The sequence below is a fragment of the Mycobacterium sp. NGS68 genome (assembly GCF_059812195.1).
In genome coordinates this window covers 301,945-321,160 of record NZ_JCALCE010000002.1, presented here as the reverse complement: position 1 = coordinate 321,160, position 19,216 = coordinate 301,945, and the positions used below count along the sequence as shown (strand labels likewise).

Genomic DNA, 19,216 nt, shown 5'->3' with positions numbered 1-19,216 from the left:
GCAGGTCTCAGGCCGTCTGCGCGGAGAGCTTGCGGTACTCCAACACGGTATCGATGATCCCGTATTCCTTGGCATCTTCGGCGGTGAGGATCTTGTCGCGGTCGGTGTCCTTGCGGATCACCTCGGCGTCCTTGCCGGTGTGGCGCGCCAGCGTGGTCTCCATCAGGGTGCGCATCCGCTCGATCTCGGCGGCCTGGATCTCCAGGTCGGAGAACTGCCCCTGAATCACGCCCGACAGCGACGGCTGGTGGATCAGCACCCGCGCGTTCGGCAGCGCCATGCGCTTGCCCGGCGTACCGGCGGCGAGCAGCACCGCGGCGGCCGAGGCGGCCTGGCCCAGGCACACCGTCTGGATGTCGGCGCGCACGTACTGCATGGTGTCGTAGATCGCCATCAGCGACGTGAACCCGCCGCCGGGCGAGTTGATGTACATGGTGATGTCGCGGTCGGGGTCCAGCGATTCCAGCACCAGCAGCTGCGCCATGATGTCGTTCGCCGACGCGTCGTCGACCTGGACGCCGAGGAAGATGATGCGCTCCTCGAACAGCTTGTTGTAGGGGTTGGACTCCTTGACACCGAAGCTGGAGTGCTCGATGAACGACGGCAGGATGTAGCGCGCCTGGGGCTGGATCTGAGGGTTCATTGCATTGCTCCGTTGGTGACGTGGGAGGCGCGGGTGATGATGTGGTCGACGAAACCGTATTCCAGGGCCTCTTGGGCGGTGAACCAGCGGTCGCGATCCGAGTCCGCCTCGATGCGCTCGATCGACTGACCGGTGAATTCGGCGTTGAGCCGGAACATCTCTTTCTTGATGACGGCGAACTGCTCGGCCTGGATGGCGATGTCCGCCGCGCTGCCGGTGACCCCACCCAGCGGCTGGTGCATCAGGATGCGGGCGTGTGGCAGGGCGTAGCGCTTGCCCTTGGTGCCCGCCGCCAACAGGAACTCGCCCATCGAGGCGGCCATACCCATCGCGTAGGTTGCGACGTCACACGGCGCCAGGACCATGGTGTCGTAGATCGCCATCCCGGCGCTGATCGATCCGCCCGGGGAGTTGATGTAGAGGTTGATGTCCTTGCTGGAATCTTCCGCGGCCAGCAGCAGAATCTGCGCGCACAGCCGGTTGGCCACCTCGTCGTTCACCTCCGACCCCAGGAAGATGATGCGCTCGGAGAGCAAGCGCTCATAGACCGAGTCCGTGAGGTTGAGACCCTGCGAGATCCCACGCATGTCAGTCACGACTGCGACACCTGCTTTCTTCGAGTTCTGTATGCACCGACACTATCCAACCGAACCGACCGAAGGGGGCTCACGCATCCCCCGAAACGGGCGCGTTCGCTCACAGCGTCACGCCTTTTCGGGTTCGGTCTCGTCCTCGGCCGCTTCCGCGACGGCCTCGTCGCCGTCGTCGGCTTCCTCGTCGGCCGCGTCGGCTTCCTCGTCGGCCGCGTCGGCGGCGGCTTCGGCCTCATCGTCCAGATCGTCGTCGTGATCGTGGTCGTGCTTGCCGAACAGTTCGTCGGTGTCGATGGCGTTGCCCGCGGTGTCGGTCACCGTAGCCGCCTGCGCCACCTCCTTGATGGCCAGCTCGCGCCGCACGTCGGCGAACATCGACGGCAGCTGGTTGTTCTCCTGCAGGTACGCGAACAGCTGCTGGGGCTCGATGCCGTACTGCTGAGAGGTCGTCAGCAGCCGTTCGGTCAGGGCGTCCTGGCCGACCTGGACATCCAGGTCGTCGGCCAGCGCATCCAGCAACAGCTGCCGCTTGACGTCCTTCTCCGACGCGCTGCGCGCCTCGGCGTCCCACTCCTCGCGTGACGAGCCCTGTTCGGCGAGCAGCTCGTTGAACTTGGCCTCGTCGTTGTTCAGGGGGCCGAGCGCGTGCTGCATGACGCCCTCGATCTGCGCCTGCACGTAGGACTCGGGCAGCGGCACGTCGACCTGCTCGAGCAGCGCGTCCACCGTCGCGTTGCGCACCTGCTCCGCCTGCTGGTGCAGCTTGGCGTGGCGCACCTGCTCGGCGAGGTTGGTGCGCAGCTCCTCGATGGTGTCGAATTCGCTGGCGAGCTGGGCGAACTCGTCGTCGGGCTCGGGCAGCTCACGTTCCTTGATCGACTTGACGGTGACGGTGACCTGCGCGTCCTGCCCCTTGTGCTCCCCCGACGCCAGCTTCGCGGTGAACTCCTTGGATTCGTCGACGGACAGGCCGACCACTGCGTCGTCTAGTCCCGCGATCAGCCGACCGGAGCCGACCTCGTGGGAGAGCCCCTCGGCCGTTGCGTTCGGCACCTCCACGCCGTCGACGGTCGCCGACAGGTCGATCGAGACGAAATCGCCGGTCTGCACGGGGCGGTCCACCCCGGTCAGGGTGCCGAACCGGGCCCGCAAGGATTCGAGTTCGGCGGCGACGTCCTCGTCGCTCACCTCGATCGGTTCCACCTCGACCTTGAGCGTGCCCAGCTCGGGCAGGGTGATCTTGGGCCGGACGTCGACCTCGACGGTGAACGCCAGGTCCTCGCCGTACTCCTTGTGGGTCACCTCGATGTCGGGCTGGCCCAGGGGGTGGACCTCCGTCTCGGCCACGGCCTGGCCGTAGCGGCTGGGCAGCACGTCGTTGACGACCTGGTCGAGCATCGCCTCCCGCCCGAACCGCGCCTCCAGCAGCCGCGCGGGCGCCTTTCCGGGCCGGAAGCCGGGCAGCCGGACCTGCTTGGCCAGTTCCTTGTAGGCGCGCTTGAAATCGGGCTCGAGCTCGCCGAACGGCACCTCCACGCTGATCCGCACCCGGGTGGGGCTCAACTGCTCGACGCTGCTCTTCACGGTAATGCTCCTCGGTGCTGGTTACGGGGTCGCTTCGGTGGCTGGTCGGGGTGACAGGATTTGAACCTGCGGCCTTCCGCTCCCAAAGCGGATGCGCTACCAAGCTGCGCTACACCCCGCGCTGACCACGCGATCCTACGGCCCGACAGCACCGGCCTCGCATGGACCTCCGGGGACCTGGCGGACCTCACGGAGCCATCACAAAACGGCTTCGATTAGATTCGACGTCTGCCGCCACGTAAAGTCGCGCTCGACTAATGCATGCGGGCGTAGCTCAATGGTAGAGCCCTAGTCTTCCAAACTAGCTACGCGGGTTCGATTCCCGTCGCCCGCTCGGACCTGGGTGTTTGCGCGAAAGAAAGGCGCCATGAGCGACCTTAAGGCGGATGTGGCCATTCACGGCTCGTGCGCGCCCGCGTTTGTCCCGGTGCGCGACGAGTTCGAACGCAATTTCACGGTGCGCAACGACGTCGGCGCGGCCGTCGCGGTATGGGTCGACGGCGAGCTCGTCGTCAACCTGTGGGGCGGCTCGGCCGACGCCGCCGGCACCCGTCCCTGGCGGGAAAACACCCTGACCACGGTGTTGTCCGGCACCAAGGGCATGACGTCCACCTGCGTCCACCAACTGGCCGACCGCGGCGAGCTGGACCTGTACGCGCCGGTGGCCCGGTACTGGCCGGAGTTCGGCCAGGCCGGCAAGGAAGACATCACCCTGGCGATGGTGCTGAGCCACCGCTCCGGCGTCATCGGCCCGCGCACCCGGTTGAACACCGAGCAGCTGGTCGACTGGGACTACGTCTGCGGGCAGCTGGCCATCGCCGAGCCGTGGTGGAAGCCGGGCACCGCGCAGGGCTACCACATGACCACCTACGGCTTCATCCTCGGCGAGGTGTTCCGCCGGGTCACCGGCCGGACCATCGGCCAGTACCTGCGCAGCGAGATCGCAGAGCTGATCGACGCCGACATCCATATCGGTCTGACGCCGGCCGAGCAACGGCGCTGCGCGGACCGGGTGAACAAGCCGACCGGCCGCCAGTTGCTGGCCGAACTGCAGGCGCCCGGGTGGCCGACCAGCCTGGACGAACATCCCAAAGCCGGGATGTCCATCGCGATGGGTTTCCTGCCCGACGACGACCTGGACACCGAAAACCTGCAGCTGTGGCGTCAGCTGGAGTTCCCCGGGACCAACGGCCAGGTGTCGGCGCTGGGACTGGCGACCTTCTACAACGCGCTGGCCCAGGAGAAGCTGCTCAGCCGCGACCAGATGGAGCTGCTGCGGGTGTCGCAGGGCGGCTACGAACCCGATCTGGTGCTGGGTCCCCGGGTCGCCGACCACGGCTGGGGCTTGGGCTACATGCTCAACCAGCGCTGCGTCAACGGCCCCAATCCCCGTATCTTCGGCCACGGCGGGCTGGGCGGCTCGTTCGGCTTCGTCGACCTCGAGCATCGGATCGGGTACGCCTACGTGGCGAACTACTTCGACGCCACCAAGGCCAACGCGGATCCCCGCAGCGTCGCGCTGAGCAACAAGGTCTACGAGACACTCGGCGTCACCGCGGAGTGAACCGAGGCGTGCGAGCCGCCCCCTCGGATGGCTCGCACGCGGCGGTTCAGCTGTTCCTTACGGGCGCCAGGGCTCCGGTGGCGGAGGCCCCCCTGGCCCCCCTGGCCCTCCGGGTCCCCAGGGGCCTTGGTGCTCCGGTCCGGGCGGCGGACCGTTCCAGTCGCGGCTGTGGTCCCAGCCGTCCATGTCGCGGTGGTGGTCGTCGTGGCAGTTCATGCCATCCCAGTTCCAGCCCCAACCCGGGTCCCACCACTGGCCCGGACACCAGTGGTAGTCCGGCATGGGCGCCGGCTGCGCCTGGGCGGGGGCGGGTTGGACCACAGACCCCACACCCAGAGCGGCAGCCGCCGCGAAAATCGTTGCAGTTAAGCGTGGCAGAGTTTTCACAACCCTTACTCTGACCCACCTAGCCCGGCCCAAAACAGTAGACGCAGGCGTTTCTTGCTTACGATTTCCTGCCAATGTGCTTGGGCTTCCACACATGTCGAACAACGTCAGCGCGCTCGGCCGGGCGCCCTGGCAGTCAGTCGAGGGTGACTGTCGCGACCTGATTCCAGCGGCGAGCCAGCGTGTCGGACTCCGTCTATGTGATCCGGCGGAGCGGAAAGCAACAATCCGAAGGCTGCCGGGCCTGATCCGTCGCTGCCAGTCACGATGCACTCCTGGTCACGGCCCTCGCCGGCCACCTTGTGCAACTCAGTCTGCACTGGTTCAGATAGGCAACCGTGAACCTGAATTGAAACTGCAGGTTCGCGCGACGCTCCCAATCGTGATCGGTGTCACGTCTGGCAGTTGGGGCACCAGAACAGGTTCCGGCCCTCGAGCACCGCGGTGCGGATCGTCGTCCCGCACACCCGGCACGGGTCGCCGGCGCGCCGGTAGACGTAGGTCCGGGGCCGTCCCGACCGGTACGACGGCGGGCCATGGTCATGTTCGGGGCGGACGACGATGATCTTGCCGCGCCGCAAGCCGACCTTCATCAGCGCCACCAGATCGGTCCACGCCGCGTCGAACTCGTCCTCGGAGATGTCCCGCCCAGGCCGATACGGGTCGATGCCGTGCCGGAACAGCAACTCGTTGCGGTACACGTTGCCCACGCCGGCGATGACGGTCTGGTCCATCAACAGCGCGCCAATGGGCCTGCGGGACTTGCTGATCCGTCCCCGTGCCCACGACGGGTCCGCGTCGGCGCGCAACGGGTCCGGCCCGAGCCTGGCCACGACGTCGGCGACCTGCGCCTCGTCCACCAGCTCGCAGACCGTCGGGCCGCGCAGGTCGGTGCCGTACTCCGCGCCGACCATCCGCATGCGCACCTGGCCGACCGCTTCGGGCAGCGAGCCGTCGTCAGGTCGCGGCCATTCCGCGAAGGTGCCGTAGAGCCCAAGATGCACGTGCACGATCGGGCCGCCGGCGTAGTGATGAAACAGGTGCTTGCCCCAGACGCTGGTACGCGACAACACCCGGTCGTTGACGACCGCGGCCGAATCGGCAAACCGTCCCTGCGGGCTGGACACCGCGACCGGCGCGCGACCGAAGCGCCGCTGGTGCAGCCGGGCCAGCCGGTGCAGGGTATGCCCCTCGGGCACGGTTCAGGATTGCGCGCCGGGGACCGGCGGCGCCTCATGGGTGCGTTCGTATTCGGCGAGAATGTCGATACGACGTTGGTGGCGTTCGGCTTTCGACCACGGGGTGGACACGAAGGCGTCGACGATGGCCAGCGCCTGTTCGAGGGTGTGCATGCGGCCACCGATGCCGATCAACTGCGCGTTGTTGTGCTCCCGGGCGAGTTGCGCGGTCTGCACGCTCCAGGCCAGCGCGCAGCGGGCGCCGGGCACCTTGTTCGCCGCGATCTGCTCGCCGTTGCCCGAGCCACCCAGCACGATGCCCAGGCTGTCGGGATCGGCGACCGTGCGCGTTGCCGCGGCGATGCAAAAAGCCGGGTAGTCGTCGTCGGCGTCGTAGCTGAAGGCGCCGCAGTCGACCGGCTCGTGCCCGGTCTTCTTCAGGTGCTCGCTGATCTGCTGCTTGAGCTCGAATCCGGCGTGGTCGGACCCCAGGTAGACGCGCATGCCCGCAATTGTGCACGACGGACTTGCGGGGCTCGCGTCGACTGGCCTCAGCTGTCCAGCAGCCCTTTTGCGAGTTCGCCGAGCATGATGACGCCCTGGGCGACGTGCACGGCGAGCGTCGCGGGATCCGGGTTGAGCTTCTGGGTCAGGTTCTTCGTCAGCGCCAGGGTGGCCAGGCCGTGCGACAGCGACCATCCCGCGACGACCAGGCTGTTCACCTCGTCGTGGGTGACAACTTCGCCACGTTGCGCGGCGAGAGTGGCCCTGGCCGTGTCGAAGAGGATGCCGAACGCCGCATCCTTGGCGGCGACCAGCGCGGGGTCGTCGGCGCGGTAGAGGTAGGGGCGGAACATCACCTCGTAGTGACCCGGGTGGGCGATGGCGAACTCGACGTAGGCCTGCCCGCCGAGCAGGAATCCGTGCGGACCGGCGGCGGCCGGACCGATCACCTCGGCCGCCAGCCGGAATCCCTCGGCGGCGACGGCGGTGAAAATGCCGGTCTTATCACCGAATTGGTAGGCCAGCGCGGCGTGGGACACGCCCGCCCGGCGGGCGATCCGGCGCATGCTCACCGCCGCGACGCCGACGGACTGCACCTCCTCGACGGCGCCGTCGATCGCCGCTCGTTCGAGTTGGCCGTGGTGGTAGGGCCGCACGGAGCTCAACGCTAGCAGCCGATCTAACCATTGATAAGTTTTGCCACACCCGCCAGACTTACCGTTGGTAAGTAACTGTCCATTGGTAAGAACGGGGAGGCATCATGGACACCTTCGACGTCGTGATCGTCGGCGCTCGCTGCGCGGGCTCGCCGCTGGCGAGCATGCTGGCGCGACGGGGGGTGCGGGTCTGCCTGCTGGACCGGGCCCGCTTCCCCAGCGAGACCCCGTCGACGCATGTGATCCAGCCGCACGGCGTGCGGATACTCGACGAGCTCGGCGTGCTGGATGCGGCGCTGTCCGCCGGCGCCGTCCCGTTGGACCGGTTCACGCTGGTCAACGAGGACGTCCGGATCGACGCCACGCTGGACCCGCCGGAATTCCCCCAACCCGGCCTGTGCGTGCGCCGTTCGACGCTGGACGCGCTGCTGGTCGACGCGGCCGCTGCGGCCGGCGCCGACGTGCGCACCGGTTGCCGGGTGACCGGCCTGATCCGCGACACGGCGGGGCGCGTAACCGGGGTGGAAACCGGTGCCGGCCGGGTGAACGCCCGTCTGACCGTCGGCGCCGACGGGCGGCACTCCACCGTCGCGGCGTCGGTCGGTGCCGCGGAGTACCTGGTCACGCCGCCGGGCCGCATGCCGGCCTGGGGTTATTTCTCCGGGGTGGACGACGCCGAGCGCAGGCTGCGCATCGGCCGTAAGGGCGAGCTCGCGTTCCTCGCCAGCCCGACGGACGGCGGCCTGTACATGGCCGTGATCGCGGTCGACATGGCCGCGGCCGGTGGGTTCCACGCCGACCGAGATCTCAATTTCGCCGATGCCGTCGCTCAGTGGCCCGAGCTGGCAGACCTGCTTGCGGGGGCGCAGCGGGTCGGCCCGATTCGCGTGCTGACGGAGTGGCACGGCTACTTCCGCGCCGGCGCCGGCCCGGGCTGGGCGCTGGTCGGCGACGCCGGTCACTTCAAAGACTTCTCCGCCGCCCAGGGCATCTCCGACGCGCTGCGCCAGGCCCGGCGGCTCGCGGACTCGATCACCGCGGGCACCGACCTGGATGCCGAGCTGCGGCGCTGGTGGCGGTGGCGTGACCGGGACGCCTACGCGATGTACTGGCTGGCCCACGACATGGGCGTGCCCGGTGTCTCGACACCGCTGATCACGAGCGTGATGCGGCAGATCGCCGAGGACCCGGCGGCGACGCAGACGTTGCTTCGGGTCCTCAACCACGAGCTACCGCCGGCGAAGCTGTTCACCGTTCGCCTGTTGGGCGCGGCCGCATTTCGCGCGCTCGTCGCGCATCCGCGTCAGGTCCCCGCGACGGTCGCGGAGATCGCGCGAACGGTGTCCAGCGAACTCCGCCGCATGTCGGGTTATGGCACGTTTTCCGGCTGGAAACGTGTCTCAATCCGACACTCGCCCAGAGCGAAGCGAGCGGAACGACTCAGTCGAACTCTGGCCCCTCGGTGCGGGACCGCTTGAGCTCGAAGAAGTGCGGATAGCCCGCGAAGATCACCGACGCGTCCCAGAGCTTGCCGGCCTCCTCGCCGCGCGGGATCCGGGAGAGCACCGGGCCGAAGAACGCCACACCGTTGACGTGGATGGTCGGCGTACCGACGTCGTCGCCGACGGCGTCCATCCCGGCATGGTGACTCTTGCGCAGCGCCTCGTCGTAGTCGGTGCTGGTCGCGGCCGCGGCAAGCTCCGCGGGCAGGCCGGCATCGGCCAGCCCCAGCTTGACCACCTCGTCGAGGTCCTTGTTGCCCTCGTTGTGGATCCGGGTGCCCATCGCGGTGTACAGCGGCTCCAGCACCTTGGCGCCGTGCGACTGCTCGGCGGCGATGGCCACGCGCACCGGACCCCAAGCCTTCTGCATCATCTCGCGGTACTGCTCCGGCAGCCCTTCTCGGTTCTCGTTCAGCACCGCCAGGCTCATGACGTGGAAGTTCACCTCGATATCGCGGACCTTCTCGACCTCGAGAATCCAGCGCGAAGTGATCCAGCACCACGGACACAGCGGGTCGAACCAGAAGTCGGCGACAGATTTCTCGGCCATTGCAGTCCTATCGGTAGGGAGTCAAAGACGATCAGAACACCGTCAAGACACAACCGTAGTCCCGCAGAAACTCTTCCCGCAGACGGCAAAGTTCGCGGTTCAGCCGGGTGTCCCGCATCCCCCGCGTTGCCCACGTTTTGCGGTGTCGTCGATTACTCGGGTTGATAGCCCCGGATCGCCAGCCGATAGGTTGGACGCGTGGCTCTTCCAAATCTCACGCGGGATCAGGCCGTCGAACGCGCCGCCCTGATCACCGTCGACAACTACCAGATCAACCTCGACGTGACCGACGGCTCGGGCGCCCCGGGCTCCGGCACGTTCCGGTCCACCACCACCGTCGTATTCGACGCGCTGGCGGGTGCCGACACCGTCATCGACATCGCCGCCGACACCGTCCGCAGCGCCAGCCTCAACGGCCGCCAACTTGACGTCTCCGGGTACGACGAATCGACGGGTATCGCGCTCACCGGGCTGGCCAACCGCAACGTGGTGATCGTCGACGCCGACTGCCGCTACTCCAACACCGGCGAGGGCCTGCACCTCTTCGTCGACCCCGTGGACGGTGAGACGTACCTGTACTCGCAGTTCGAAACCGCCGACGCCAAGCGGATGTTCGCCTGCTTCGACCAGCCTGACCTCAAGGCCACCTTCGACGTGCGGGTCACCGCGCCCGCGCACTGGAAGGTGGTCTCCAACGGCGCCGCGGCCTCCGTCGAAGACGGGGTGCACACCTTCGCGACCACCCCGCGGATGAGCACCTACCTGGTGGCCCTGATCGCCGGGCCGTACGCGGTGTGGGAGGACACCTACACCGACGACCACGGCGACGTCCCGCTCGGCATCTACTGCCGGGCGTCGCTGGCCGATCACATGGACGCCGAGCGGTTGTTCACCGAGACCAAACAGGGATTCGGCTTTTACCACAAGAACTTCGGCCTGCCGTACGCGTTCGGCAAGTACGACCAGCTGTTCGTGCCGGAGTTCAACGCCGGCGCTATGGAGAACGCCGGCGCGGTCACGTTCCTGGAGGACTACGTCTTCCGTAGCAAGGTCACCCGGGCCTCCTACGAGCGGCGGGCCGAGACGGTGCTGCACGAGATGGCGCACATGTGGTTCGGCGACCTGGTCACCATGACGTGGTGGGACGACCTGTGGCTGAACGAGTCGTTCGCGACGTTCGCGTCGGTGCTGTGCCAGGCCGAGGCAACCGAATACACCGAGGCCTGGACGACGTTCGCGACCGTCGAGAAGTCCTGGGCCTACCGCCAGGACCAGCTGCCGTCGACGCACCCGATCGCCGCCGACATCCCCGACCTGGCCGCGGTCGAGGTGAACTTCGACGGCATCACCTACGCCAAGGGCGCCTCGGTGCTCAAGCAACTGGTCGCCTACGTGGGCCTGGAGCACTTCCTGGCCGGCCTGCGCGACTACTTCCGCACCCACGCCTACGGCAACGCCACGTTCGACGACCTGGTGGGCGCGCTGGAAAAGGCCTCCGGCCGCGACCTGTCCGACTGGGGCAGGCAGTGGCTGAAGACGACTGGACTCAACACGCTGCGGCCCGATTTCGACGTCGACGACGGCGGGAAGTTCACCCGCTTCGCGGTGGAGCAGAGCGGCGCCGCCCCGGGCGCCGGCGAGACCCGGGTGCACCGGCTGGCGGTCGGGATTTACGACGACGATCCCGGCGGGAACGGCAAGCTGGTCCGGGTGCACCGCGAGGAACTCGACGTGACCGGTGCAGTGACGGAAGTCCCTGCGCTGGTTGGTGTTCCGCGCGGCAAGCTGATCCTGGTCAACGACGAGGACCTGACGTACTGCTCGCTGCGGCTGGACGCCGCGTCGCTGCAGACCGCACTGGAGCGCATCGCCGACATCGCCGATCCCCTGCCGCGCACGCTGGTGTGGTCGGCCGCCTGGGAGATGACCCGCGACGCCGAACTGGCCGCGCGCGACTTCGTGGCACTCGTGTCGGGCGGTATCCACGCCGAAACCGAGGTCACCGTGGCCCAGCGGCTGCTACTGCAGGCCCAGACGGCGCTGGCTTCCTACGCCGAACCGGGCTGGGCCGCCGAGCACGGCTGGCCGCAGTTCGCCGACCGGCTGCTGGAATTGGCGCGGGCCGCGGAGCCCGGATCGGATCACCAGCTGGCCTACGTCAACGCGCTGTCCTCGTCGGTGCTCTCGCCGCGGCACGTGGAGACGCTGACGGCCCTGCTCGACACCGACCCCGCCGAGCTGGGCCTGGCCGGCGTCGAGGTCGACACCGACCTGCGCTGGCGCGTGGTGACCGCGCTGGCGACCGCGGGCGCCATCGACGCCGACGGGCCCGAGACGCCCTTCATCGACGCCGAGATGCAGCGCGACCCGACGGCCGCCGGCAAGCGGCACGGCGCGCAGGCGTCGGCCGCCCGGCCGCAGCTCGCCGTCAAGGAAGACGCATTCACCACGGTGGTCGAGGACGACACGCTGGCCAACGCCGCGGGGCGGGCGATCATCGCGGGCATCGTCGCGCCGGGCCAGGGCGAGCTGCTCAAGCCGTTCGCGCCGCGCTACTTCCAGGCGATACCGGGGGTGTGGGCGCGGCGGTCCAGCGAGGTCGCGCAGTCGGTGGTGGTCGGCCTGTACCCGTACTGGAACATCAGCGAGGACGGCGTGGCCGCCGCCGACGAGTTCCTGGCCGACCCCGAGGTTCCGCCTGCCCTGCGCCGGCTGGTACTGGAGGGCCAGGCGGCGGTCAAGCGCGCGCTGCGGGCCCGCACGCTGGACGCGGCTCAGGCCTAAACGAACCGGTCAGCGGGGTCTGACCACCGGCAGCAGGACGTCGTCGACCAGGCGCACGACGAGGTCGTCGTCGATCGGATCCCCGGTCACCAGCAGTCGGTGCCACAACACGCTTTGGCCGAGCTCACGGACGATGTCCAACGGGACATCGGCACGCACCTCGCCGCGGTCGATTCCGCGCTGCAACAGGCGCGCCATCTCGTCCTTGCGCCAGCCGATCACGTCGGCGCGGAATGCCTCGGTCAGTTCGGCGTCGGTCGCCATGGCCGCGATGATGGACCGCATGATCGACGCCTGCGGCCCGGTGAACAGGCCCACCCAGCCCCGCAGCACCGCGAGCATGTCGTCGCGGTAGTTGCCGGTGTCGGCGGCCGGGATCGCGGCCGTCGCGGTGCGCAGCAGAGTGGCCCGCAACAGCGCCGCGCTGTCCGGCCAGCGGCGGTACAGCACGGGCTTGCTGGTGCCGGCGGCCGCAGCGACGGCCTCCATGGTCACGCCCCCGGCGCCGCGCTCGCCCAGAATTCGCAGTGCCGCGGCGTGGATGGCGTCCTCCAAGTCGGTACCGTGCCGCCGCTGCGCCATGCGCCTCCCACCCACCCAGTAGAAACGGTTGCGTTTCTACGGCGCAGAGCATACGCTTCTGAACGTAAGAAACGTATCCGTATCTTGGAGGATGTGATGGCCCTGCCGGTGCTCTTCCCGCTGCGTCCCGTCGACTCGGCTGTGGTGCGCTACACCCGGGCCGCACATCTGCGCCGCCGCATCACGATCGACCACCGGCCTCTCGCCGGGGTGACACCGCAGATGCTGCTGGACTGGTTCACCCACCTGGACGGCACGATGGCCTACGGCGGCCAGACGGTGCCCCGCTACCTGGCCTGGCACCCGCTCGACCACATCCGCTGGGAGCTGGCCAGGCCCGCACCCGGCGGTGGTGCCGGCGAGGGGGCGCGCTTCCGCATCGTCGAGAAGTTCGGCGCGGACCCCGATTTCAGCGTCGACGTGGTCGACGGGGTCGAGAAGCTCGACGAGACGGGCATCCGGTTGGTGACCCGTGTCGCCGGCGCCATCGTCTTCCAGTTGGAGCACACCTGGTCGGCCGGCGCGGCGGGCACGCACTACGTCACCGTGCTGGATATCGGGGGGCGTTCGGCCCTACTGACCCCGGTGAATTACGTGCTGACCCGGCGGCTTCCCGACAACATGGCCCGCGCGTGGGTGCGCCACAACATCGAGGAGGTGGGGCAGTTGGAGTACTTGCTGCCCGAACTCGCGGCGGTAACCAGTCAGCGATAGCCGCCGTCGGACAAACCGGCCTCCTCTTCGATCCGGTTCGTCGTGCGAAAGATGCGCTCGCGCAGCAGTTCCCGGCCGTAGTCCCTGATCATGCCCGCATAACCCCGCGCGGCCCATTGCGCGCTGTGGCGCTCCTCGTGATGCAGCACGCGGGCCAGCGCGAGGCCGGTCTCGCACGGCCTGCCGTCGGCGTCGGAGTACCAGGCGTGCCCGGACTCGACGATCAGGCGCAGCATCCCGGCGGGGTCGGGGGCCTTCATGTTGACCATGAAGATCTCGCCCCACGCCGTGCCGCCCTGCTGGGTGAACAGTCGCTGAATCCAGTTGCCGCCCACGCCCATCAGCATGCCGTTGGGCGTGGTGACCAGGCGCCCGCCGTTGCGGCCGACGAACCCGACGTCCTGCCGGTAGCTCCATCCGTTGGCGCGCTGCCGGTCGGCGATGCGCTGCACCTCGCCGGCGCCGTACGGCGTCTCGGGGAAATCGTTAATGACCCCGGGCGCCTTGCCCGCCTCGCCGTAGCCGGTGCCCGCGTTCAGGACGTAGGTCGCCAGCACCGCGTCGCGCACGTCGTCGCCGCCGGTGCGCGGCGGGATCAGGAAGAACGACTTACCGGCGGGGTCCTTGATCTCCTCCATGTCCGCCAGCACCGCGAAGTTGTCGGCGCCGACGGCGTGCCGTTCGGCGATCTCGGCGATGACCGCCGGCGCCACGTCCTGACGTTCGGCGTTGGCCAACCACTGCTCGTATCGGTTCACCGCGCGAGGGGTCGCGCCGACACCTAGGCCGGGGAAATGCCCGCGCTGAGCACGCCGATCGCGCTGACCAGCCCGTCGACCAGCTCGCCCTGCTCGAACGCCGCGGACGCCGCAGCGACGCCCTGCGGGGCGGCCGACTCCGCGCCGCGACCACGCAGCGCCGAACCGTAGACCACCTCGATGACGCTCTGGTCGGGCGAGACAGCCAGCAACACCGCGTTGTCCGGCGTCGGGACCCTGGCCAGGATTTCGCGCGCCCGCGCGGCGGTGTCGCTGCCCAGGTCGCCCAGGTAGATGGCGAACCGCGCCTGCGATTGCCGCGAACCGTATTTCAGGGCGTCGTCGATCGCGACGAGGTCCTTGATCGGGAACGGGTATTGCGAGGACAGCTCGCCGGGCTCGGTGACACCGGACAGCCGACCGCTGCTGGTGATCGCCCAGCCCCTCGGGAGCGTGGAGTATTCGACCGTCGCGACCTCACCATGTGCCACTGGCGCCACCTCCCACTGTGAACTCCGAACCGTGGCCGTGTCCGTGCCCGCCGCCGACGGCTTCGTCGGTCGCGGCCCACAGGATCGGCGCATGCGTCCACGGTTCCGACAACTTGTACGTCGCGGGGTGGTTGCCCTTGCGCGACCAGATCAGTAGTGACAGCACGGCCACCAGCGCCAGCGGAATGCCGACGAAGATGAGGTGAATCTTCATTGCGTCCACGACGCAAACCGTATCCCACCGCGGGCCCTATCGCTGCGGTTGGACGGCAAATGCGTCAGGCGGCGCCTTCGCCGAGGTACCGGGCCCAGGCCGGGTCGAGTTCCTTGACCGTGGACAACAGCCGCCAGTGCTGCCCGGTGGGCGCCAACGGCGCCCGGCGCAGCGCCCAGCCGAGTTCGGTGAGCAGCTTGTCGCCCTTGCGGTGGTTGCAGGTCGAACAGCAGGCGACGCAGTTCTCCCAGGAGTGGTCTCCGCCGCGGCTGCGCGGCACTACGTGGTCGACGGTGTCGGCCTTGCCGCCGCAGTAGGCGCAGCAGAACCGGTCGCGGTGCATCAGCGCGGCCCGCGTCATCGGCACCCGCGCGCGGTACGGGACGCGCACATAGGACCGCAGCTGGATCACCGACGGCACCACGATCGACTGGGTGGCCGAGTGGATGACCGGACCGGCCGGGTCGTGGTGCACCACGTCAGCCTTGCCGCAGATCACCATGACGATCGCGCGTCGCATCGGCAGCGCGGTCAGCGGCTCGTAGGTCGAGTTCAGCAGCAGAACGCGCCGACGACTCCAGATCGACGCGCTCTCGGGGCGGGGGGTTTCGACGCTATGCAGGCAGGGCGCGGTCGGGGGCCCGGCTAACCCTGCCGCGGCACCGGGACTGCGGTGGCTGCGGCGTCTCTTGCCCTGCGCCATAGATCCTCCGCGGAACAGTCCACCATGATTCGACGCCGATCGCACCCTTATTGCAGGCGCGCGCCGTGTCGATCCGGTGAACAACCAACGCGGCAGATGCCCCACAATGGAGGAGATGGATCAGCCACAACAGTCCTTCTACGACGCTGTCGGCGGAGCCGAGACCTTCAACAAGATCGTTTCGCGGTTCTATGCGCAGGTCCCCGAAGACGAGATTCTGCGCGAGCTGTACCCGTTGGACGACCTCGCGGGCGCCGAAGAGCGGCTGCGCATGTTCCTCGAACAGTATTGGGGCGGGCCGCGCACCTACTCCGACCAGCGTGGCCATCCGCGGCTGCGGATGCGGCACGTCCCGTTCCGGATCTCGCCGATCGAGCGCGACGCCTGGCTGCGGTGCATGCACACCGCGGTGGCGTCGATCGACGCGCAGACCCTGGACGACGAGCATCGCCGCGAGTTGCTCGAGTACCTCGAGATGGCCGCCCACTCCCTCGTGAACGCGCCGTTCGGATGAGCGAACACTGGTGGCGCAACGCCGTGTTCTACCAGGTGTATCCGCGCTCGTTCGCCGACAGCGACGGCGACGGCGTCGGTGACCTCGATGGTTTGACGGCGCACCTGGATTACCTGAAACAGCTCGGTGTGGAGGCGATCTGGATCAACCCGGTGACCGTCTCGCCGATGGCCGACCACGGCTACGACGTCGCCGACCCCCGAGACATCGACCCGTTGTTCGGCGGGCTGGCCGCGTTCGAGCGGCTGATCGCCGCCGCACACGAGCGGGGCATCAGGGTCACCATGGACGTGGTGCCCAACCACACCAGCTCGGCGCACCCCTGGTTCGCCGCGGCGCTGGCCGCCGGCCCGGGCAGCGCGGCCCGGGAACGCTATTTCTTCCGCGACGGCGCGGGCCCCGACGGGTCGGCGCCGCCCAATAACTGGGAGTCGGTGTTCGGCGGGCCGGCCTGGACCCGCGTGGTCGAACCCGACGGCAACCCCGGCCAGTGGTACCTGCACCTCTTCGACACCGAGCAGCCGGACCTGGACTGGGAACACCCGGACGTCTTCGACGACTTCGAGAAGACGCTGCGGTTCTGGCTGGAGCGCGGCGTGGACGGCTTCCGCATCGACGTGGCGCACGGCATGGCCAAGCCGGAGGGTCTACCGGACTCGCCGGACCCCGACATCGAGATCCTGCGGCACACCGACGACGATCCCCGGTTCAACCACCCGAACGTGCACGCGATCCACCGCGACATCCGCGCCGTCGTCGACGACTATCCCGGCGCCGTGACCGTCGGCGAGGTGTGGGTTCACGACAACGCGCGGTGGGCGGAGTACCTGCGCCCCGACGAGCTGCACCTGGGCTTCAACTTCCGGCTGACCCGCACCGACTTCGACGCCGCCGAGATCCGCGACGCGGTGGACAACTCGCTGGCGGCCGTGGCGTTGCAGGGCGCCACGCCGACGTGGACGCTGTCCAACCACGACGTCGGCCGCGAGGTCAGCCGGTACGGCGACGGGGCGATCGGGCTGCGCCGGGCGCGGGCCATGGCGATGCTGATGCTCGCCCTGCCGGGCGCCGTGTTCATCTACAACGGCGAGGAACTGGGGTTGCCCGACGTCGAGCTGCCCGACGAGGTGCTGCAGGACCCGACGTGGGAACGCTCGGGGCACACCGAACGCGGTCGCGACCGGTGCCGGGTGCCGCTGCCGTGGTCGGGCGAGGATCCCCCGTTCGGCTTCTCGACGTCGGCCGACACCTGGCTGCCGATGCCGGCGGACTGGGCGCCGCTGACCGTGGACAAGCAGCTCGCCGATCCCGAGTCGACGTTGTCTTTCTTCCGGCGGGCGATCGAAATGCGCAGGGAACGCCCGGAATTCGCCGGCGGTTTGGAATGGCGTGACGCGCCGTCCGGTGTGTTGGTGTTCCGGCGGTCCGGCGGCCTGACGTGCGTCTTGAACGCCTCGACGCGCGCGGCGGCGCTCCCGCCGGGCGACGTGCTGCTGGCCAGCGCACCGCTTGCCGGGGGGAAATTGCCTGCGGACGCGGCGGCCTGGCTGGTTTAGGTGCGCGCGATATTGCGTCGACTGCTCTATACGTAGTTCATGGCGCCCTACGCATGGACCGTGATCGGAGCCGGACCCGCTGGAATCGCCGCGGTGGGACGGCTGCTCGATCACGGCATCCCGGACGACAGCATCGCCTGGATTGACCCTTATTTTGCCGCGGGAGACCTCGGCCGGAAATGGCGTTCGGTATCGAGCAACACCATTGCCGGGACTTTCCTGGATTACCTGAACGCTTCGTCGACGTTCCGATTCTCCGAGGCGCCCCCGTTGCCATTGGCCGAACTCGATCCGGACGAGACGTGCGCGCTGACTTTGGTGGCGGATCCGTTGCTGTGGATAACGCAACATCTGCGGGAACGCGTGCCGACATTTGCGACGAAAGCGACACGTCTTTATCTGCGGAACCGGCAGTGGCGCGTCGAAACCGAAAGCCAGGAAGTCCGGTCGGAAAATGTCATCCTCGCGGTCGGCGCCGTGCCCCGACGGCTCGACTATCCGCAGCTGAAGGAAATCCCGGTGGAGGTCGCCTTGGACCCGGAGCAGCTGGCCGAACAGCCGCTTTCGGGTTCGACGGTCGCGGTCTTCGGCTCGTCGCACTCGTCGATGATCGCCCTGCCGAACCTGTTGCGCCATCCCGTCGAGAAGGTCATCAACTTTTACCGCAGCCCGCTCAAATACGCCGTATACCTGGACGATTGGATCCTCTTCGACGACACGGGCCTGAAAGGCCGGGCGGCGCAGTGGGCCCGGGAAAACATCGACGGCGTTTACCCGGATCGGCTGGAAAGGTGTTGGGTTTCCGCGCCGGAATTTGACGAGAAATTGCACGAATGCGACCGGGTGGTCTATACCGTCGGTTTCGACCGCAGAAAGCTGCCCGAGACGCCACAATGGGGTCCGTTGGAATACAACCAGCAGAACGGAATAATTGCGCCCGGTTTATTCGGGCTGGGCATCGCATTCCCCGAATACGCCGAGGATCCATACGGCTACGGGCAGTACCGCGTCGGGCTCAAGAAATTCATGGATTACCTCAATTCGGTGCTGCCGTTGTGGCTGAAGTACGGCACGTGACGCGGGGGCGGCGCCCGCCGGCCTCGATTAACTCGCCCTGATCCGAAATCTCAGCGCAGCATCAACGCCGGCTGGCCGCGCCGCCGGTATACCGAGCCGAACCGGGCGTCGACCCGCAGCCACGTCGGCAGCGTCCGGACCCGGATGATTTCGCCTGCGTCGCTGGGTTCCTGTGGCAGGAAGCCCATGGCCGTCAGCGCGAACACGCAGCGCATCGGCAGCCCGACGCTGACGTCGGCCGAGCTGACCTGGATCACCTCCTGATCCAGCAGCGAAGCCGGCGGACCATGGGAGCTGCTGTGCTCCTTGGCAAGTCGCGCGCCGCTGGCCGCGAGGTCCAGCAATACGCTGGCCGGGACGTCGTCGAGGTGGGCAAAGCCGGCTTCCGGGGGCAGCGCGCCGCGCCAGGCCGAGTCCATCGGGAACCCCGGGTCGACATAGCCGGACGCGTCCGCGGCCGCCAGCCCGCGGGCCAGCGCGTCCGCGGCCACCGACAGGTCGGCGGGCCGCACCTTGCCGGCCACCACCCGGCTGGCCAGCACGTCGAAACCCGTCGCCACCCAGGCCGTGAGCAGCCCGGCGGATCTGGCGCGGATCCGGATGACCGCGGCGTCGTCGAGCCGCAGCGCGTGGTCGACGAACATGGCCAGATCCGCGCGGTG

General features: G+C 68.4%; 21 protein-coding genes and 2 tRNA genes. 8 read left to right on the top strand and 15 right to left on the bottom strand.

What is annotated here, in order from left to right; genetic code table 11:
- Positions 1-7: 7 nt before the first annotated feature.
- From clpP2 to AC5Y5V_RS04400, 4 genes are all read right to left on the bottom strand, one after another.
- Positions 8-643, bottom strand: coding sequence for an ATP-dependent CLP protease proteolytic subunit ClpP2 (clpP2, locus tag AC5Y5V_RS04415; RefSeq protein ID WP_499931393.1), 636 nt, complete (start codon positions 641-643; stop codon positions 8-10).
- Positions 640-1,230, bottom strand: a complete 591-nt coding sequence (locus AC5Y5V_RS04410; RefSeq protein WP_499931547.1) for an ATP-dependent Clp protease proteolytic subunit — start codon at positions 1,228-1,230, stop codon at positions 640-642. Before AC5Y5V_RS04410 ends, clpP2 begins: the two co-directional genes overlap by 4 nt.
- A gap of 117 nt (positions 1,231-1,347) precedes the next feature.
- Positions 1,348-2,820: a trigger factor gene (gene tig, locus AC5Y5V_RS04405; RefSeq protein WP_499931392.1), complete on the bottom strand. Its 1,473-nt coding sequence runs from the start codon at positions 2,818-2,820 to the stop codon at positions 1,348-1,350.
- A 42-nt stretch (positions 2,821-2,862) separates the two neighbouring features.
- Positions 2,863-2,939, bottom strand: a tRNA-Pro gene (locus AC5Y5V_RS04400).
- A 144-nt stretch (positions 2,940-3,083) separates the two neighbouring features.
- On the opposite strand from AC5Y5V_RS04400, the gene AC5Y5V_RS04395 reads away from it, so the two are divergent.
- Together AC5Y5V_RS04395 and AC5Y5V_RS04390 are read left to right on the top strand one after the other, a co-directional pair.
- Positions 3,084-3,154 (top strand) — tRNA-Gly (locus AC5Y5V_RS04395).
- Between the two features lie 33 nt (positions 3,155-3,187).
- Positions 3,188-4,384 carry a serine hydrolase domain-containing protein gene (locus tag AC5Y5V_RS04390; protein ID WP_499931390.1) on the top strand — a complete coding sequence of 399 codons (1,197 nt, stop codon included), beginning with the start codon at positions 3,188-3,190 and terminating at the stop codon, positions 4,382-4,384.
- 57 nt (positions 4,385-4,441) lie between these two features.
- On the opposite strand, the gene AC5Y5V_RS04385 is transcribed toward AC5Y5V_RS04390, so the two are convergent.
- From AC5Y5V_RS04385 to AC5Y5V_RS04370, 4 genes are all read right to left on the bottom strand, one after another.
- A complete protein-coding gene (locus tag AC5Y5V_RS04385; protein ID WP_499931388.1) occupies positions 4,442-4,705 on the bottom strand; it encodes an Mtp family mycobacterial-type pilin in 264 nt (87 codons plus the stop codon).
- A gap of 458 nt (positions 4,706-5,163) precedes the next feature.
- Complete coding sequence (locus AC5Y5V_RS04380; protein ID WP_499931387.1) at positions 5,164-5,970, bottom strand: Fpg/Nei family DNA glycosylase; 807 nt, start codon at positions 5,968-5,970, stop codon at positions 5,164-5,166.
- Positions 5,971-5,973: 3 nt separating this feature from the next.
- On the bottom strand, positions 5,974-6,453 hold the full coding sequence (locus tag AC5Y5V_RS04375) for a ribose-5-phosphate isomerase (protein ID WP_499931385.1): 480 nt from the start codon (positions 6,451-6,453) through the stop codon (positions 5,974-5,976).
- Between the two features lie 47 nt (positions 6,454-6,500).
- A complete protein-coding gene (locus AC5Y5V_RS04370; protein ID WP_499931546.1) occupies positions 6,501-7,109 on the bottom strand; it encodes a TetR/AcrR family transcriptional regulator in 609 nt (202 codons plus the stop codon).
- Positions 7,110-7,213: 104 nt separating this feature from the next.
- Between AC5Y5V_RS04370 and AC5Y5V_RS04365 the strand changes: the two genes are divergently transcribed.
- On the top strand, positions 7,214-8,587 hold the full coding sequence (locus AC5Y5V_RS04365; protein ID WP_499931383.1) for an FAD-dependent oxidoreductase: 1,374 nt from the start codon (positions 7,214-7,216) through the stop codon (positions 8,585-8,587).
- Here the strand turns inward: AC5Y5V_RS04365 and AC5Y5V_RS04360 are convergent.
- Positions 8,550-9,161 (bottom strand): Rv2466c family mycothiol-dependent reductase, encoded by a 612-nt coding sequence (locus AC5Y5V_RS04360; protein ID WP_499931381.1) that lies wholly within the window; start codon positions 9,159-9,161, stop codon positions 8,550-8,552. The genes AC5Y5V_RS04365 and AC5Y5V_RS04360 overlap by 38 nt on opposite strands.
- A 198-nt stretch (positions 9,162-9,359) precedes the next feature.
- Here AC5Y5V_RS04360 and pepN point away from each other — a divergent pair, with 198 nt between their 5' ends.
- Positions 9,360-11,945 (top strand): aminopeptidase N, encoded by a 2,586-nt coding sequence (pepN, locus tag AC5Y5V_RS04355; protein WP_499931380.1) that lies wholly within the window; start codon positions 9,360-9,362, stop codon positions 11,943-11,945.
- Positions 11,946-11,954: 9 nt separating this feature from the next.
- Here the strand turns inward: pepN and AC5Y5V_RS04350 are convergent, their stop codons facing one another.
- Positions 11,955-12,527: a TetR/AcrR family transcriptional regulator gene (locus tag AC5Y5V_RS04350; protein WP_499931378.1), complete on the bottom strand. Its 573-nt coding sequence runs from the start codon at positions 12,525-12,527 to the stop codon at positions 11,955-11,957.
- A gap of 96 nt (positions 12,528-12,623) precedes the next feature.
- Here AC5Y5V_RS04350 and AC5Y5V_RS04345 point away from each other — a divergent pair, with 96 nt between their 5' ends.
- A complete protein-coding gene (locus tag AC5Y5V_RS04345; protein ID WP_499931544.1) occupies positions 12,624-13,241 on the top strand; it encodes a hypothetical protein in 618 nt (205 codons plus the stop codon).
- Here the strand turns inward: AC5Y5V_RS04345 and AC5Y5V_RS04340 are convergent.
- The 4 genes from AC5Y5V_RS04340 to AC5Y5V_RS04325 all read right to left on the bottom strand — a co-directional run bounded on the left by AC5Y5V_RS04340 (position 13,232) and on the right by AC5Y5V_RS04325 (position 15,407).
- A complete protein-coding gene (locus tag AC5Y5V_RS04340; RefSeq protein ID WP_499931377.1) occupies positions 13,232-13,999 on the bottom strand; it encodes a hypothetical protein in 768 nt (255 codons plus the stop codon). The genes AC5Y5V_RS04345 and AC5Y5V_RS04340 overlap by 10 nt on opposite strands.
- Before the next feature lie 23 nt (positions 14,000-14,022).
- A complete protein-coding gene (locus tag AC5Y5V_RS04335; RefSeq protein WP_499931376.1) occupies positions 14,023-14,490 on the bottom strand; it encodes a DUF5130 domain-containing protein in 468 nt (155 codons plus the stop codon).
- Positions 14,477-14,704: an aa3-type cytochrome oxidase subunit CtaJ gene (ctaJ, locus tag AC5Y5V_RS04330; RefSeq protein WP_499931542.1), complete on the bottom strand. Its 228-nt coding sequence runs from the start codon at positions 14,702-14,704 to the stop codon at positions 14,477-14,479. Before ctaJ ends, AC5Y5V_RS04335 begins: the two co-directional genes overlap by 14 nt.
- A gap of 64 nt (positions 14,705-14,768) precedes the next feature.
- Positions 14,769-15,407: an HNH endonuclease gene (locus tag AC5Y5V_RS04325; protein ID WP_499931374.1), complete on the bottom strand. Its 639-nt coding sequence runs from the start codon at positions 15,405-15,407 to the stop codon at positions 14,769-14,771.
- Between the two features lie 115 nt (positions 15,408-15,522).
- On the opposite strand from AC5Y5V_RS04325, the gene AC5Y5V_RS04320 reads away from it, so the two are divergent.
- The 3 genes from AC5Y5V_RS04320 to AC5Y5V_RS04310 are packed head-to-tail and all read left to right on the top strand — an operon-like array spanning position 15,523 to position 18,554.
- Positions 15,523-15,921 (top strand): globin, encoded by a 399-nt coding sequence (locus tag AC5Y5V_RS04320; protein WP_499931372.1) that lies wholly within the window; start codon positions 15,523-15,525, stop codon positions 15,919-15,921.
- Positions 15,918-17,477 carry a glycoside hydrolase family 13 protein gene (locus AC5Y5V_RS04315; protein ID WP_499931370.1) on the top strand — a complete coding sequence of 520 codons (1,560 nt, stop codon included), beginning with the start codon at positions 15,918-15,920 and terminating at the stop codon, positions 17,475-17,477. Before AC5Y5V_RS04320 ends, AC5Y5V_RS04315 begins: the two co-directional genes overlap by 4 nt.
- A 60-nt stretch (positions 17,478-17,537) precedes the next feature.
- Positions 17,538-18,554: a pyridine nucleotide-disulfide oxidoreductase gene (locus tag AC5Y5V_RS04310; RefSeq protein WP_499931369.1), complete on the top strand. Its 1,017-nt coding sequence runs from the start codon at positions 17,538-17,540 to the stop codon at positions 18,552-18,554.
- Positions 18,555-18,604: 50 nt separating this feature from the next.
- Here the strand turns inward: AC5Y5V_RS04310 and AC5Y5V_RS04305 are convergent, their stop codons facing one another.
- Positions 18,605-19,198 (bottom strand): DUF8185 domain-containing protein, encoded by a 594-nt coding sequence (locus AC5Y5V_RS04305; RefSeq protein WP_499931540.1) that lies wholly within the window; start codon positions 19,196-19,198, stop codon positions 18,605-18,607.
- Between the last annotated feature and the right edge of the window lie 18 nt (positions 19,199-19,216).

What these genes read in the sequence shown, in the direction of transcription:
- clpP2 (WP_499931393.1), bottom strand. Translation starts at nt 643, where the DNA reads ATGAACCCTCAGATCCAGCCCCAGGCGCGCTACATCCTGCCGTCGTTC.
- AC5Y5V_RS04350 (WP_499931378.1), bottom strand. Translation starts at nt 12,527, where the DNA reads ATGGCGCAGCGGCGGCACGGTACCGACTTGGAGGACGCCATCCACGCC.
- AC5Y5V_RS04365 (WP_499931383.1), top strand. Translation starts at nt 7,214, where the DNA reads ATGGACACCTTCGACGTCGTGATCGTCGGCGCTCGCTGCGCGGGCTCG.
- AC5Y5V_RS04390 (WP_499931390.1), top strand. Translation starts at nt 3,188, where the DNA reads ATGAGCGACCTTAAGGCGGATGTGGCCATTCACGGCTCGTGCGCGCCC.
- AC5Y5V_RS04315 (WP_499931370.1), top strand. Translation starts at nt 15,918, where the DNA reads ATGAGCGAACACTGGTGGCGCAACGCCGTGTTCTACCAGGTGTATCCG.
- AC5Y5V_RS04375 (WP_499931385.1), bottom strand. Translation starts at nt 6,453, where the DNA reads ATGCGCGTCTACCTGGGGTCCGACCACGCCGGATTCGAGCTCAAGCAG.
- AC5Y5V_RS04360 (WP_499931381.1), bottom strand. Translation starts at nt 9,161, where the DNA reads ATGGCCGAGAAATCTGTCGCCGACTTCTGGTTCGACCCGCTGTGTCCG.
- AC5Y5V_RS04320 (WP_499931372.1), top strand. Translation starts at nt 15,523, where the DNA reads ATGGATCAGCCACAACAGTCCTTCTACGACGCTGTCGGCGGAGCCGAG.
- ctaJ (WP_499931542.1), bottom strand. Translation starts at nt 14,704, where the DNA reads ATGAAGATTCACCTCATCTTCGTCGGCATTCCGCTGGCGCTGGTGGCC.
- AC5Y5V_RS04410 (WP_499931547.1), bottom strand. Translation starts at nt 1,230, where the DNA reads ATGCGTGGGATCTCGCAGGGTCTCAACCTCACGGACTCGGTCTATGAG.
- AC5Y5V_RS04325 (WP_499931374.1), bottom strand. Translation starts at nt 15,407, where the DNA reads ATGGCGCAGGGCAAGAGACGCCGCAGCCACCGCAGTCCCGGTGCCGCG.
- AC5Y5V_RS04345 (WP_499931544.1), top strand. Translation starts at nt 12,624, where the DNA reads ATGGCCCTGCCGGTGCTCTTCCCGCTGCGTCCCGTCGACTCGGCTGTG.
- AC5Y5V_RS04305 (WP_499931540.1), bottom strand. Translation starts at nt 19,198, where the DNA reads ATGTTCGTCGACCACGCGCTGCGGCTCGACGACGCCGCGGTCATCCGG.